This is a genomic window from Nocardia sp. No.11 (assembly GCF_038752175.1).
Lineage (GTDB): Bacteria > Actinomycetota > Actinomycetes > Mycobacteriales > Mycobacteriaceae > Nocardia > Nocardia canadensis.
This window is the reverse complement of sequence record NZ_JBCGFB010000060.1, coordinates 1-13,688: the sequence shown is the minus strand read 5'-3', so window position 1 is coordinate 13,688 and position 13,688 is coordinate 1. Positions and strand designations below refer to the sequence as shown.

General features: G+C 67.9%; 12 protein-coding genes. 5 read left to right on the top strand and 7 right to left on the bottom strand.

All coding sequences use genetic code 11. From position 1 onward, the window contains the following. Positions 1–33: 33 nt before the first annotated feature. The 6 genes from V8688_RS18800 to V8688_RS18775 all read right to left on the bottom strand — a co-directional run bounded on the left by V8688_RS18800 (position 34) and on the right by V8688_RS18775 (position 7,104). Complete coding sequence (locus V8688_RS18800) at positions 34–1,362, bottom strand: ABC transporter substrate-binding protein (protein WP_342801349.1); 1,329 nt, start codon at positions 1,360–1,362, stop codon at positions 34–36. Between the two features lie 20 nt (positions 1,363–1,382). Further along, positions 1,383–2,174 carry a carbohydrate ABC transporter permease gene (locus tag V8688_RS18795; RefSeq protein WP_255588806.1) on the bottom strand — a complete coding sequence of 264 codons (792 nt, stop codon included), beginning with the start codon at positions 2,172–2,174 and terminating at the stop codon, positions 1,383–1,385. A gap of 71 nt (positions 2,175–2,245) precedes the next feature. Further along, entirely contained in the window at positions 2,246–3,175 is a 930-nt protein-coding gene (locus V8688_RS18790) for a sugar ABC transporter permease (RefSeq protein WP_342801361.1), read from the bottom strand. 144 nt (positions 3,176–3,319) lie between these two features. Further along, the gene (locus V8688_RS18785; RefSeq protein ID WP_255588805.1) at positions 3,320–4,171 is read right to left on the bottom strand and encodes a L,D-transpeptidase; all 852 of its coding nucleotides are present in this window, start codon (positions 4,169–4,171) and stop codon (positions 3,320–3,322) included. Between the two features lie 336 nt (positions 4,172–4,507). Next, entirely contained in the window at positions 4,508–5,851 is a 1,344-nt protein-coding gene (locus tag V8688_RS18780; RefSeq protein ID WP_342801348.1) for a cytochrome P450, read from the bottom strand. A 44-nt stretch (positions 5,852–5,895) separates the two neighbouring features. After that, complete coding sequence (locus tag V8688_RS18775) at positions 5,896–7,104, bottom strand: serine hydrolase domain-containing protein (RefSeq protein ID WP_218722278.1); 1,209 nt, start codon at positions 7,102–7,104, stop codon at positions 5,896–5,898. Between the two features lie 191 nt (positions 7,105–7,295). Between V8688_RS18775 and V8688_RS18770 the strand changes: the two genes are divergently transcribed. Continuing rightward, positions 7,296–7,928: a hypothetical protein gene (locus V8688_RS18770; protein WP_218722240.1), complete on the top strand. Its 633-nt coding sequence runs from the start codon at positions 7,296–7,298 to the stop codon at positions 7,926–7,928. Between the two features lie 37 nt (positions 7,929–7,965). Beyond that, positions 7,966–9,432, top strand: a complete 1,467-nt coding sequence (locus V8688_RS18765) for an MFS transporter (RefSeq protein ID WP_218722239.1) — start codon at positions 7,966–7,968, stop codon at positions 9,430–9,432. A 63-nt stretch (positions 9,433–9,495) separates the two neighbouring features. Here V8688_RS18765 and V8688_RS18760 read toward each other — a convergent pair whose 3' ends face one another. After that, positions 9,496–10,170 (bottom strand): S1 family peptidase, encoded by a 675-nt coding sequence (locus V8688_RS18760; RefSeq protein WP_218722238.1) that lies wholly within the window; start codon positions 10,168–10,170, stop codon positions 9,496–9,498. Positions 10,171–10,630: 460 nt separating this feature from the next. On the opposite strand from V8688_RS18760, the gene V8688_RS18755 reads away from it, so the two are divergent. The 3 genes from V8688_RS18755 to V8688_RS18745 form a co-directional block, all read left to right on the top strand. Next, entirely contained in the window at positions 10,631–11,485 is an 855-nt protein-coding gene (locus tag V8688_RS18755; RefSeq protein WP_218722237.1) for an ABC transporter permease, read from the top strand. A 3-nt stretch (positions 11,486–11,488) separates the two neighbouring features. Next, complete coding sequence (locus V8688_RS18750) at positions 11,489–12,352, top strand: ABC transporter permease (protein ID WP_218722236.1); 864 nt, start codon at positions 11,489–11,491, stop codon at positions 12,350–12,352. A gap of 40 nt (positions 12,353–12,392) precedes the next feature. Continuing rightward, a partial coding sequence (locus V8688_RS18745) for an MCE family protein (RefSeq protein WP_342801347.1) occupies positions 12,393–13,688 on the top strand: 1,296 nt, incomplete at its 3' end.

Genomic DNA, 13,688 nt, shown 5'->3' with positions numbered 1-13,688 from the left:
GGGCGGCCCCCCCCCCCCCGCCCCACGGGGTGACTACTTCGGCAGCTTGGGCGTGATCTGCCGGTCGATGATCGCCTGTACGTCGGCGGCGACCTTCGCCAGAACCGTGGCGGGATCGGCGTTCTGCAGACCGATCTGCTCGTAGCCGGTGCCGATGATCTGGTCGGCGCCGGGCACGAACACGCGGGCGTAGTCCTGGGACTTGGTCACCGACAGCTGGTCGATGGCGACCTTCGAGTTCGGGTTCTTCGCCAGGAAGTCCACCTCGGACGGGTCGGTCACCGCCGACTTGCGCACCGGCATGTATCCGGTGTTCTGCGAGAAGTACGCGGTGTTGGCCGCGTTGGTGACGAACTCGATGAACTTGAGCGCGTTGGTCTTGCGCGCGTCCGAGATCCGCGACGGAATCGCCAGGCCTGCGCCGCCGGTGGTGACGCCGGGGCCGTTCGGGTGCGGCAGGAACGCGGTGCCCACCTCGAACTTGCCGTCGGCGTTCTTCTTGATGCCCTTGAGATCGCCGGTGGAGGCGATCGTCGAGGCGGCCACGCCGGTGCCGAAGTCGACCGCGATCTGCGGACGGATCGCCGCGTACTTCTTCACATTGATCGAATCGCGCAGGTAGGTGGCCGCCGCGATCGAGCCCGGATCGGTGAACTTCAGCTTCCACTGATCGGAGTAGGCGCCGCCGAAGGTCCAGTTCGGGCCCTGGAAGGTCCAGCCGAGGTAGTTCTTGGCGTCGCCCCAGGCGTGCGCGAACTTGTCGGCGCCGGCGACGGACTGGAGCTTGGGGCCCCACTCGTCGAATTCCTGCCAGGAGTTCGGGCCGCGGTCGGGCAGACCGGCCTTCGCCCACACGTCCTTGTTGTAGTAGAACAGCGGGGTCGAGCGGGCGTACGGCAGCGCGTAGTGCTTCCCGTCGAACAGGTAGTCGGCGGCGAGCGAGTCGACGTAGTCGCCCAGCTGCACGCCCGCGGCGCCGAAGTGGCTGTCCAGTGGCTCGATCGCCTTGGTCAGCGCGTAGTTGAACCACCAGACATCGGAGAGCACGACCACGTCGGGCAGGTCACCACCGGTGAGCGCGGCGTTGAACTTCTGCGCCACCTCCTCGTAGTTCTTGCCCGCGTCGACCAGGTTGACCGTCAGGTCCGGGTACTTCGCCTGGAACCGGTTGATCAGCTCCAGCTCCAGCTCCTTGGAGGTGCCGGGGTGGTTGGACCAGAAGGTGATGGTCTTGGCGTCGCCGCCGTCACCGGATCCGCCGCCGGTGCCCGCGCAGGCGGTGAGCGCCAGACCCGCGGCGGCCGCGCCGGTGAGGCCGAGGAAGCCGCGGCGGCTCAGCGCCGGGAATCGTTGACTGGACACGTGGATCTCCTGTTCGAGAATCAACCCTTGACCGCACCGGAGGTGAGGCCTTTGATCATGTGACGTTGCAGCGCGAGGAACACGATGAGGATCGGCAGCATCGTCAGCACGGTGCCCGCCATCACCGGCCCCCAGTTGGTGACCGACGGGTTCTCGGTGTTCTGCAGCAGGGTCAGCCCCACCGGCAGCGTGGCGACCTCGGCGGAGTCGGCCATCAGGAACGGCCAGAGGTACTCGTTCCACTCGTTGACCAGCGTGACCACCGCGAACGCCACCATCGTCGGACCCGACATCGGCAGCACCACCCTGGTCAGCAGCCGCCACCAGTTCGCGCCGTCCATCCGCGCCGCCTCGATGACCTCACCGGGCAGCGACAGGAAGTGGTTGCGCATCAGGAACGTGCCGAACGCGACGCCGCACAGCGGGATGATGATGCCCTGGAAAGTGTTGCGCCAGCCCAGCTGCGCGATCAGCGCGTAGTTGGAGATGACGGTGATCTGGTTGGGCACCATCAGCGCCGCGATGATCACCAGGAACACGATGTTCTTGCCGGGGAAACGCAGGAACACCAGGCCGTAGGCGCTGAACACGCCGAGCGCGAACTTCACCGCCGACACCACGCCGGTGACGATCAGCGAGTTGCGCAGGAAGGTCCAGAACGGCACCGTCGTGGTGGCCTCGCCGTAGTTCTCCGGGTGCCAGCTGTGCGGCCAGTACACCGCGGGCTGGGTGTAGATGTCGGCGCGATCCTTGAGCGAGGTGATCAGGATCCAGAACAGCGGCACGCCGACCAGGATCAGCACGCACGCCATCGCGGCGTAACCGAGCGCGGTGACGGCGCGTTCGCGGCGCCGGTACGACAGTGTCTGCGGGCCTACGTGTTTCACCGATCGCCTCGATCCATGACGCGCACCTGGATCAGCGTGACCACCAGCAGCACCACGAACATGATGGTCGCGACGGTGGCGCCGTAGCCGGCCCGGAAATTGCGGAACGATTCCTCGTACACCTGGAACACCATGGTCGTCGTGCCGTTGCCCAGCGGCCCGCCGCGGGTCATCACATTGATGATGTCGAAGACTTGCAGCGAGTTCAGCAATACCGTGATCGACAGGAAGAAGGTCGTCGGACGAAGTTGTGGCAGAAGTACTTTGGTGAATGTCGTCCACCGGCTCGCGCCATCCATTTCGGCGGCTTCCAGCAACTCGGCGCGCACGCCCTGGAGCGCGGCCAGATAGATGACGAAGGTATAGCCGAGGTTCTTCCAGATGTAAGTGATCGTCACCATGAACAGGGCCCAGTGCGGGTCCTGGTAGAAATCCGGCACCTTGTCCACACCGAGGCGATGCAGGACGTCTTGTACCAGACCGAAACTCGGATCGAAGATGAATTGGAAAGCCACGCCGATCGCCGCGCCGGAAATCACGAAAGGCGCGAAAATGGCCGAACGAACCACATTGCGGCCGAACAGTTTTCGGTCCAGCAGTAGCGCCAGCGCGAGGCCGAGCGCCATACTCACCGCGACCGCGGCGACGGTGAAGATCACCGTGTTGGAGACGACCTTCCAGGAATCCTCGCGCCCCCACCACTCGACGTAGTTGTCGAAACCGATCGGGGTGGCAACGGGATCCGCGATGTTCCAGTCGGTGAACGACAGCCGGATGTTGTCCGCCAGCGGCCGGTAAACGAACAGCGTCAGCAGCACCAGATTCGGCACGACCAGGACCAAGAACAGCGCATAGTCCTGCCACGGGCGGTTTTTCAGCCCGCGGCCTCGTGGTGCGGGGAGGACCCGCTCTGGACTGCTTCGCACCGCGGCAGTTTTACGGCGCATGGCGAACTGTCGGTTAACCCTGGCTGCCGTCTCTCTGAACATCGGGCGCACAAGGGCGAGTACAGCAAAAAGCCGAACAACACGATCGCGATTGATCGTATTGTTCGGCTTTTGTTCAGCGAATCAGTTCCAGTCGCCCAGTCCGTCACCGGAACTCAGGGTGCCGCCCTGGGTGTTGGTGATGACGACGGCGTCGCCCTTGCGCGAGTTCTCCAGGAACCACTTGGCGTTCTCGGTGCTCACGTTCAGGCAGCCGTGGCTGGCGTTGGAGTAGCCCTGCTGGGCGACCGACCACGGCGCGGCGTGCACGAAGATGCCGCTGTTGGAGATGCGGGTCGCGTACTCGACCTCGAGCTTGTAGCCCTCGGGATCGGTGACCGGGACGCCGTAGGTGGAGGAGTCCATGACCATCTTCTCGAACCGCTCGCCCACGATGTAGGTGCCGTTCGGGGTCTCGTGGCCCGGCTTGCCGAGCGAGGTCGGCATCTCCTTGACGACCTCACCGTTCACCGTCACGGTGATCATCTTGGTGTTGTCGTCGACGCTGGCGATGAACGCGTCACCGATGCGGAACGAGCTGGTGGTGCCGCCGGCCACGACGTTGACGTCGGTGTTGGCGGGCCAGAACTCGTTGGGCTTCCAGCGCACCTGCTTGTCGCCGGTCCAGTAGAAGTGGCCGGGCGCGGGCTGGCTCGAGGTGACCTTGATGGCCTTCTCGGCGGCGGCGCGGTCGCCGACCGGCTCCTTGAAGGTGATGATGATCGGCTGCGCGACGCCGACGGTCTCGCCGTCGGCGATGTTGATGTTCGGCGGGGCGAACGGCGCCTGCGGCGCGGGCTCGTTCACCGCGGGCTGGCTGGAACCGGAGCCCGGGAGGGTCGGCTGTGCCTGCGCGGGCATGACGATCAAAGCGCCCGCCGCCGCGACTGCCGCCGACAGCAGCAGACCCCGGCGAAGCCAGCGCGATTGCTGCATATTTGCCTCGTAGTGCATAGGTTTCTCGTCCATTCCATCTCTCGTTCCGCCTGCGGCGGCGCGAGATCTTCGTGATTGACGCGGAGTCCGCAACGGGTCTCCACGGGGTAACGACGCCCCGACCCTGACCGTCCATTCCTACCCGTCCGGGGTGACAACGTGCCAGCCGCGCCGCCGGGCGATCACGGATCGGCAACTCTGTGCGCCAGGTCACATAACGCGCTGTTATACACGGGCTTTCGTCAAACGCCGCGCTCACGTCGGCGAGTCGGCGGCGGTGATCTCGGGCCGGGTCGAAGTACAGGCGTGTGAGCTCCAAACGTGAAGTGACCGAAATCACCCGGTCCGTGTGAAGTGGATCGCTCGATCCGGCGCCGTCGCGAGATTTCGGGGCACGGCGCGTGGCCGCGCACCCAGCGCCAGGCCGGGGTCCAGGGACAACCGGACCGTGGTCAGCACGGTTGCCAGCACGATGCGGAGTTCGTGTTCGGCCAGCGTGGCGCCGATGCAGCGGCGGTGTCCGCCGCCGAACGGAGCGAACTCGAACGGCGAGACCTTGCGGTCGAGGAACCGGTCGGGGTGGAACAGCCGGGGCGCGGGCCAGGCCGACGAGTCGCTGTGCAGCACGCCGACGGCGAGCCCGATCGTCTGCCCGGCCGCCACGTCCACCCCGCGCCACCGCAGCGGCTCCCGGAGCGTGCGCAGCACGATGGGGACCGGCGGATGCAGACGCAGCGTCTCCTGGCAGACCGCGCCGAGCAGCGGCAGCGCGGCGAGATCGGCGGGGTCCGCGCCCGCCGCCGCCAGCTCGGCGGTGACCCGGTCGAGCAGGCCCGGCTCGCGATGCAGGTGATACAGCGCCCAGGTCAGGGTGGTGGCCGTCGTCTCGTGACCGGCGACGAGCAGGGTCCGCAGGTGTTCGCACAGTTGCGCATCGGTGAGGGCGCTGCCGTCGTCGTAGCGGGTGGCCAGAAGCAGATCGAGCAGGTCGCCGGAGCCAGGACCGTCGCGGCGCCGCCGGGCGATATCGGCCAGGATCACCCGGTCCAGTGCCGCGCGGGTGGCGACGAAGCGCTCCCACGGCCCGAATCCGCCCATGCCACGGCGTAAGACGGGCGCCACCAGCAACGGCGTGGTGAAGGCGGCGAGGAAATCGGTGACGGCACCGGCGTATTCGGGCTCGCGGTCGAGCTCGGTGCCGAAGACCGCCGCCAGGATGACCCGCAGGGTCATGGAGCGCGCCGCGGCAAGCGCATCGATCCGGCCGCCCACCTGCCAGGAACCCGCCGTGCCGCAACCGGTTTCGATTTCGCGCAGGGTCGCCGCGCGAATCACCCCGGCCAGCGCCCGCACGCGCGGACCGTGCAGCGCGGGCGCCAGCAGGGCGCGATCGGTGCGATGACGGGCGCCGGAGCTCAGGATCAGCGAGGCCGCGCCGACCATCGGTTCGATCGGATTGGGCCGCGGCGGCTCCAGCAGCGGCGCGGGCGCGCGGAACAATTCGCGCGCGCCGTCGGCCGTCCCGGTGAACAGCACCGGCGGGAAGCCGGGGAAGCCGACCGCGAACGGATCACTGTGGGCCGCGCGTCGCCGCAGGTAACCCTCGAAATCCCGGCCCGCGGCCAGTCCGTGCAGCAGCGACCAGCGTGGTGTCGCCGGGGGCGGGCGCAGCGCTGTCATGTCCGTTACTACGGCGCGCGCCGACGGCTGGTTCGAACAGACACCTAGGTCGGCCCGGCCCGCAGCCGGCGCACCGTGCCCTGCGCGATCGCCGACAGCTTGGCCAGGCGCGCGTCACCGAGCGCGGTGAAGGAGTTGCCCAGCCGGTTGGTGACGAACGCGATCGACATCCGCAGGTCGGGATCGGCGTAGGCGCCGGAACCGCCGATCCCGTAGTGGCCGAACGCATGTCGTGGCTGCTGCTTGGTCATCAGCACCGGGCGGTGATAGCCGAGCGTGAAGTGCAGCGGCAGACCGAGGACGTAGTCGCGGCTGTCGGTCTGCTGGGTCCGGTTGACCAGCTCGATCGTCTCCGGCCGCAGGAATTGCACCGCCGGGTTGCCGCGCGGCGGCCGGGGTGCGGCGTCGCCCGCGTACACCGCGCCACCGTTGGCCAGCGCGCCGTACATCCTGGCCAACGCCCTGGCCGAGAAGACGCCGTTCCAACCCGGCATCACCGCGTCGTGCACGCGCGGGTCACGCACCAGCTCGTCGAAGCTCTCCGGCATGCCCGCCTCGGCCAGTCCGCGCGCGGGCCGCACCCACGACAGCACCGAGGACGCGGTATTCCACCGGATGCCCGGCGGCGCCAGGTGCGGGAAGATCTTGGCGATGCGGTGCCGCTGGGCGGCGGGCACCTGGAACCAGAACTCGTCGGTTCCCAGCGGCTGTGCCACTTCTCGCTCGAGCACCGTGGTGAACGATTCACCGGTCACCCGCTGCACGATCTCGGCGACCAGCCAGCCGAAGGTGATCGCGTGATAGCCCGAGGTGCGGATGCGACGGGGGTCGGCCGGGCTCTCCGCCAGCGCGGTGACCACCTTGTCGTAGTCGAGGATCCCCTCGCGTCCCGGCACCAGCCCGCGCACCCGGTGCAGGCCGGCGCGGTGTGAGAGCACATCGCGCACGGTGATGTCGTGCTTGCCGTGCGCGGCGAACTCCGGCCAGTACCGGGCGACCGGCGCCTCGTAGTCGATCAGCCCGCGCTCGGCCAGCCGGTGCACGACCGTCGCCGCGACGCCCTTGCCGGTGGAGAAGGTGAGCGCGACGTTCTCGCCGTTCCAGCGCTGATCCTTGGCGGCCCAGCCCGCCCAGATGTCGACGACGGGCCTGCCGTCCAGGTAGATGGCCAGCGCGCCGCCACCGCGGCTGGGCTGCGGGAAGAGGCCGAAGAAATGGTCGGCCAGCCGGATGAATCGGGGATCGACCAGCATTTGGCGCGGTGCCGTGATCGGCGTGCCGCCGGGCCGGGTCAGGGGGCCGAAATCTCCCGCCGTTGCTGCCACCATCGGGTTCACCTCCTGATGCAGGTACGGCCGGGGGGCCGGAATCCCAAGGGTAACCCAGCGCCCCGACCATCGGGATGGAGTCGACGCCGGTGGCTCCGGTGGTGTATTCACAGTAGGTGTTTGCAGACCTGTCCATCGGCCGGCTCGTCGGCGCGGTCGCCATCACGGTGACCGCCTTCGTCGCGAGTGGGTGCGGTGGCACCATCGACGGCCACGCGCAGCCCGCGATCGATGTCGTCCCGGCGACCAGCAGCGCCGGCCCCACCACCAAGCCCGGCAAACCCACCACGGGCAAGCCGACCGCCAGCAAGCCGGCCCAGACCTCGACCCGGGGCGGCAGCACCGACTTCCAGGCCAACATCGGCGACTGTGTCTCGCTCGGCGGCACCGTCGACGACGCCACCATCGACAAGGCGTCGTGCGGCAGCCGCTCGTCGAACTACAAGGTCATCGGCAAGGCCAAGAACAGCACCGGCTGCGTCAGCGACCGCGACAACTTCTACGCCGAGACCCTCAACGGCATCGAGACCGGCGCGCTGTGCCTCGACATCGACTGGGTGGTCGGCGGCTGCATGGATGTCGGCGGCGACGAGCCCAAGCGGATCGACTGCGGCGAGTCCGGTTCCGAGCCGGTCAAGGTCATCACGATCAAGAACAACACCGACAGCGTCGACGACTGCCCCGACGTGGCCGACTCGGGCTTCAAGTACCCCGAGCGCAAAGTCGTGGTCTGCGTCCAGAGCCTGTAGTCCGGCGAAAGACCAGCGCGACGGCTAGTTTGGGAAGGTGCCCCCGACCCAGACGGTTCGGCTGAACTCGGCCACGGGGCGGTGGATCCTGCTCGCCACCATCCTCGGCTCTTCGATGGCGTCGCTGGACGCCACCGTCGTGTCGGTCGCGTTGCCGCGCATCGGCGAATCCCTGCACACCGACGTCGCCGGTCTGCAATGGACCGTCAACGGCTACACCCTCACCCTGGCCTCGTTCATCCTGCTCGGTGGGTCGCTCGGCGACAAGCTCGGCCGCAAACGCGTGTTCGTCTGGGGCGTGGCCGGATTCGCGGTGACCTCGCTGCTGTGCGCGGTCGCGGTGAATATCGAGATGCTGGTCCTCGCCCGTCTGCTGCAAGGCCTGGCGGGGGCGCTGCTCACCCCGGGCAGCCTCGCGCTGATCTCGGCGTCGATCGACAAGGACGACCAGGGCAGCGCGATCGGGCTGTGGTCGGGCCTGGGTGGCGTGGCGGGCGCGTTCGGGCCGCTGCTCGGCGGCGGGCTCATCGACCTGGTCGGCTGGCGGGCGATCTTCCTGCTGAACGTGCCGCTGGCGCTGGTCGTCGCGGTGGTGGCGATCCGGTTCGTGCCGGAGAGCCGTGATCCGGACGCGCCGTCGCGCATCGATGTGCCAGGGGCGGTGATCGTCGCGATCGCGCTCGGGGCGCTGACGCTGGGCCTGATCGAGGGGTACCCGGTGCTGATCGGCGTCGGGGTGGTGGCGCTGGCGCTGTTCGTGGTCGTCGAGCTGCGCAGCCCGAATCCGCTGGTCCCGCCGTCGCTGTTCGGTTCGCGGGTGTTCACCGCGGCGAATCTGGTGACGTTCTTCGTCTACGCCGCGCTGGGTGGCGTCTTCTTCCTGCTGGTGCTGCAACTGCAGCTGGTCTCCGGATACTCGCCGATGGCGTCGGGCGCGGCGAGTCTGCCGGTGACGGTGCTGATGCTGGTGCTGTCCGCTCCGGCCGGGCGCTGGGCGCAGCGGCACGGACCGCGGATCCCGATGACCGCGGGCCCGCTGCTGGCCGCGGGCGGGGTGTTCGCGCTGCAACGGGTCGGGGCCGAGGCGAACTACCTCACCGATGTGCTGCCGGGGGTCCTGATCTTCGGGCTCGGGCTCTCGGTCATGGTCGCGCCGCTGACCGGCGCGGTGCTGGCCGCGGTGCCCGCCGGCGACGCCGGCATCGCCTCCGGGGTCAACAACGCCGTCGCCAGGACCGCGCAGCTGCTGGCCGTGGCGGCGTTGCCGGGCCTGGCGGGATTGTCCGGCGCGTTCGACGATCCGATCGCCTTCGCCGCGGGCTTCGACACCGCGATGCGCTGGTGCGCGGCATTGCTGCTGGTCGGGGCGGTCGTCGCGGGTGTGCTGCTGCGGGTCCCGCGCCGCGCGCCGGAGCCCGATCGGGTCGATTGCCTGCCGCACTGCGCGGGTGCCGACGGTCCGGCGCTCGCGCCCCTGGGACAGAAATACCTCGGACAGAAATAGTGCGGACCACGGGAAGCGCAATCCCCGTGACCCGCACGACTTCCGGCGATCCGAGCGGCTGCGCTACACCGGATGGAACCCCGCGCCGACGCCCCCGCGGGCGTTGATGTCGTTCATGATCGTGCTCATGTTCGTGCCGACCTCGGGCCCGAAGCAGGCCACGGCCAGGTAGGCGTTCACCATGCCCACCAGGGTCGAGCCGACGACCACCGGCGCGCCGGAGTCGCCCTCGATCACGCACATCTGGGCCCAGGTCTCGGTATTGGTCTGGAAGACGTCACCCCAGGTGATGCCGCAGGTGTTGCCGGTGGTCCGGCCTTCCTTGCAGACGATCGTCGGGAACTGGGCGGGCCCGCCGACGCCGGTGATGGTGACGTTGCCGATCCGGTTGACCGGGATGATCCGCCCCGGCGTGAACTCGATGACCGCGTAGTCGAGATCGGGGTTGCTGTAGGCGAACCGGCCGATCTCGCCATAGCCGCGGTCCACCTCGGCGGTGACGGTGGATCCCGCGTCGCCGCAGTGGCCCGCGGTCAGCCCGACGAGCCTGCCCGCGCCGTCGTAGCCGACCGTGGTGACGGTGCACTCGAACATGCTGTCGATGACGATTCCGGAGCCGCCGCCGATCACCGGTGGGCCGGGTTGAGCCTGCGAAGCGCCCGCGCCGGTGCCGAGCAGTGCTGCACCGAGGGCGACGGCGAAGGCGGCGTTGGCCACCTTGGCGAGTGTGGTGAACATGTCCCTCCAGACGTCGGAAGCCCGCACGATATCAATTCGCTCTGCCTATCGTGCCTGTATTCCGTCCCGGGCGCGCCCCGCCCGCCGGGCATGCCACTGTAATAGCGAATATCTATCAATGGAATGATCAATTGACCAGTTTTGCCGGGCTCTGTGATCTTCCGGAGTATTCGGCCGGGGGGTTCGTTATGAATGACAGTTTTCCGCAATATTTATTCGGCGCAACCGCCAGTACTGGGAATCCATGGGGAAAACGACATCCGGAGCAATCGCCGATACCCCCACAATTGTGGGCTGTATGGTCCGACATGGCGGAACTCATAGCCGTTCTCGACCGTGACCTCTGTCTATGACCGCGCTCACATGTCGGTGGTGTGTTCTGCGCTACTCCGTAGTAAGGTGCGTCAAGCAAACAAGTCGTCGGGGTGTTGATGACCTGGCGTCGAGAGGGGTAATAGCAGTGCAGTCGACCGAGAGTCCACCCGCCCGTTCACGAGTCAGCGAAGCTGTCGACCGGACCAAGGGCCTTTGGGAAGACCATCCGAAGAAGTCCCTCGAGACCTTCGGTCGACAGATCACGATGGGTTTCGAAGCGATCACGGAGTTGATCGTCGCGATCTTCCGTCGCCGCTTCCCCTTCGACGAGTTCGTGCGGCAGTGCGCGTTCATGGCCAATGTCGCCGCGGCGCCCACCCTGCTCGTCGCCATCCCGATCGCGGTGATCGTCTCCATCCAGGTCGGCGCGGTCGCCGGTCAGGTCGGCGCGACCTCGTTCATCGGCGCGGCGAACGGCCTCGGCATCATCCAGCAGGGCGCGCCACTGGTCACCTCGATCATGATCGCCGGCGCGGTCGGCTCGGCGGTCTGCGCCGACCTCGGCTCGCGCACCATCCGTGAAGAGATCGACGCCATGAAGGTGATGGGCGTCGATCCGCTGCGCAGGCTGGTCGCCCCCCGGCTCGGCGCCGCGATGATCGTCAGCTTCCTGCTCTGCGGCTTCGTCGTCTTCGTCGGCTTCATCACCGGCTACATGTTCAACATCTTCGCCCAGGCGGGTACCCCCGGTTCCTACATGAGCACCTTCGCCTCGTTCGCGGTCACCCGCGACCTCGCGGTGGCGCTGCTCAAGTCGGTGATCTTCGGCATCATCGCCGCGATCATCGCCTGCGACTCCGGCCTCAACGCCCGCGGCGGCCCCGGTGGCGTCGCCAACGCGGTGAACTCGGCGGTGGTCAGTTCCATGGTGATGCTGCTCGGTGTCAACGTGGCGATCACGCAGATCTACGCCGCAGTCTTCCCCCCACAGGTGGTCTGAGCCATGTCATCAACGTACGTACCTCCGCTGCTGCGGCCGCTGCGCCAGCTCAAGGCGGTCGGCAAGGCGCCCGTCGACCTGCTCGCGCGGCTCGGACACCAGGTCTTCTTCTTCCTGCGTTCCGTCGGCTCGATTCCGCTGGCCTTCAAGCAGTACCCGAAGGAAGTCTGGCGGCTGCTCTCCGACGTCACCTGGGGTAACGGCAACATCGTCGTCGGTGGTGGCACCATCGGCGTCATCCTGATCATCAGCGCCTTCGGCGGCATGACCGTCGCCATCCAGGGTCACACCTCGCTGAACCTGCTCGGCCTGAGCCCGATCACCGGCGCCATCTCGGCCTTCGCCACCACCCGCGAGCTCGGCCCGCTGCTGGCGGCCCTGGCCTTCGCGGCCCAGGCGGGCTGTCGATTCACCGCCCAGCTCGGCGCCATGCGCATCTCCGAGGAGATCGACGCGCTCGACTCGATCGCCATCCGCCCGCTGCCCTACCTGGTCAGCACCCGGATGATGGCCGCGGTCATCGCGATCGTGCCGCTGTACTGCATCGGCCTGGTGATGGCCTACGTGTCCTGCTCGATCACGGTGCAGCTGATAGGTGGCACCGCGGCCGGTACCTACTCGCACTACTTCTACCAATTCCTGGTACCGACCGACGTGCTGTACTCGCTGCTCAAGGCGGTCGTGTTCGTCATGATCACGACGTTCATCCAGTGCTACTACGGCTTCTTCGCCTCGGGCGGACCCGAGGGCGTCGGCGTCGCGGCCGGCCGCGCGATCAAGATGTGCATCATCCTGGTCGTGTTCGCCGACCTGTTCATGACTTTGGCGATCTGGGGCGTCAACCCCGGAATCAGGATCTCGGGGTAGGCGCGCGATGATCATCGATCCCAGTGGGCGCGGTCCCACGATGAAACAGCTGTACATCGCCGGCACCTGTGGCGTCATCGTCTTCGCGGTGATCCTCGGGTTCCTCATGGCGAGGTACCAGGGCTACTTCGTGCCCAAGGTCAATGTGGCCGCCAACCTGACGACCACCGGTGACGGCCTCCCCTCGGATGCCGACGTGAAGTTCCGCGGCGTGCTCGTCGGCGCCGTCAAGGACGTCGAGATCACCGACAAGGGCGCGACCCAGAAGGTGAACATCGAGCTCAAGCCCGAGTTCGCCGGCGACATCCCGTCCAACGTCACCGCCCGCGTCGTGCCGAGCAACCTGTTCGCCGTCACCTCGGTGGAGCTGGTCTTCAACGGCGCGTCCAACCAGTACCTGCACGAGGGCTCGCAGATCCCCGAGGACACCAGCCAGGGCACGATCGCGTTGCAGGACACGCTCACCACGGTGCGCGACATCCTGAACGAGGTCGACCCGGTGCAGCTGGGCCGGGTGCTCGGCACCCTGACCCAGGCGCTCGACGGCAGCGGCCGGGTCCCCGGCTCCACCATCCAGCGCCTCGACCACTGGCTGACCACCGTCGCCGACGCCGGTCCGAACCTGGGCGGCATGCTCGACAACTTCTCCGCCTCGGCGCACGCGCTCAACCAGTCCGCGCCGGAACTGCTCGATGTGCTCGGCAGCTCGGTGCAGACCGCCAACACCATCGCCACCAAGCGGGATCAGCTGATCGCGCTGCTGGCCGGTGCGAGTGCCACCACCGACCAGGTCAACGACCTGTTCGCGACCAACCCGGATGTCGGCAAGGAGGTCACCGTCGGGATGAACGCGACCCTGGGCGCGCTGGCCGCCGACCCGGGCTCGATCACCAAGACCTTCGAGGTCTTCGGCCCGTCGCTGGCCGCGCTGAACAGCACCATGCACGGCGGTCCGTCCAAGCAGATGGTCTGGAACGCGGGTCTGACGTTCACCCCGTACAAGCCGAACACCGTCGCGGACTGCCCGCGCTACGGCGAGCTGCTCGGCCCGAGCTGCTTCACCGCGCCCGCCGAGGTCAGCATTCCGCCGATGCCGGAGAGCGTGCGCCCGCGCAAGCTCGACGCCGCCGCCGGGCTGCCCCCGCTGGTCGCGATCCCGGGCATGCCCGCGATCCCCGGCCTCACCACGCCGGGCATCGCGCCGATGCAGACCGCCAACGGCACCGAGGTCAAGCCGTTCGCCGGCACGCCGCTCGAGGGCCTGGTCCCGTCGATCCAGATCCCGGGTCTGCCGGGTCTGCTCGGTGGCGGCGCCCCCGCGCCGGCGGCGGGCCCC

What these genes read in the sequence shown, in the direction of transcription:
- V8688_RS18785 (WP_255588805.1), bottom strand. Translation starts at nt 4,171, where the DNA reads ATGCAGCAATCGCGCTGGCTTCGCCGGGGTCTGCTGCTGTCGGCGGCA.
- V8688_RS18780 (WP_342801348.1), bottom strand. Translation starts at nt 5,851, where the DNA reads ATGACAGCGCTGCGCCCGCCCCCGGCGACACCACGCTGGTCGCTGCTG.
- V8688_RS18775 (WP_218722278.1), bottom strand. Translation starts at nt 7,104, where the DNA reads ATGCTGGTCGATCCCCGATTCATCCGGCTGGCCGACCATTTCTTCGGC.
- V8688_RS18760 (WP_218722238.1), bottom strand. Translation starts at nt 10,170, where the DNA reads ATGTTCACCACACTCGCCAAGGTGGCCAACGCCGCCTTCGCCGTCGCC.
- V8688_RS18750 (WP_218722236.1), top strand. Translation starts at nt 11,489, where the DNA reads ATGTCATCAACGTACGTACCTCCGCTGCTGCGGCCGCTGCGCCAGCTC.
- V8688_RS18795 (WP_255588806.1), bottom strand. Translation starts at nt 2,174, where the DNA reads ATGGCGTGCGTGCTGATCCTGGTCGGCGTGCCGCTGTTCTGGATCCTG.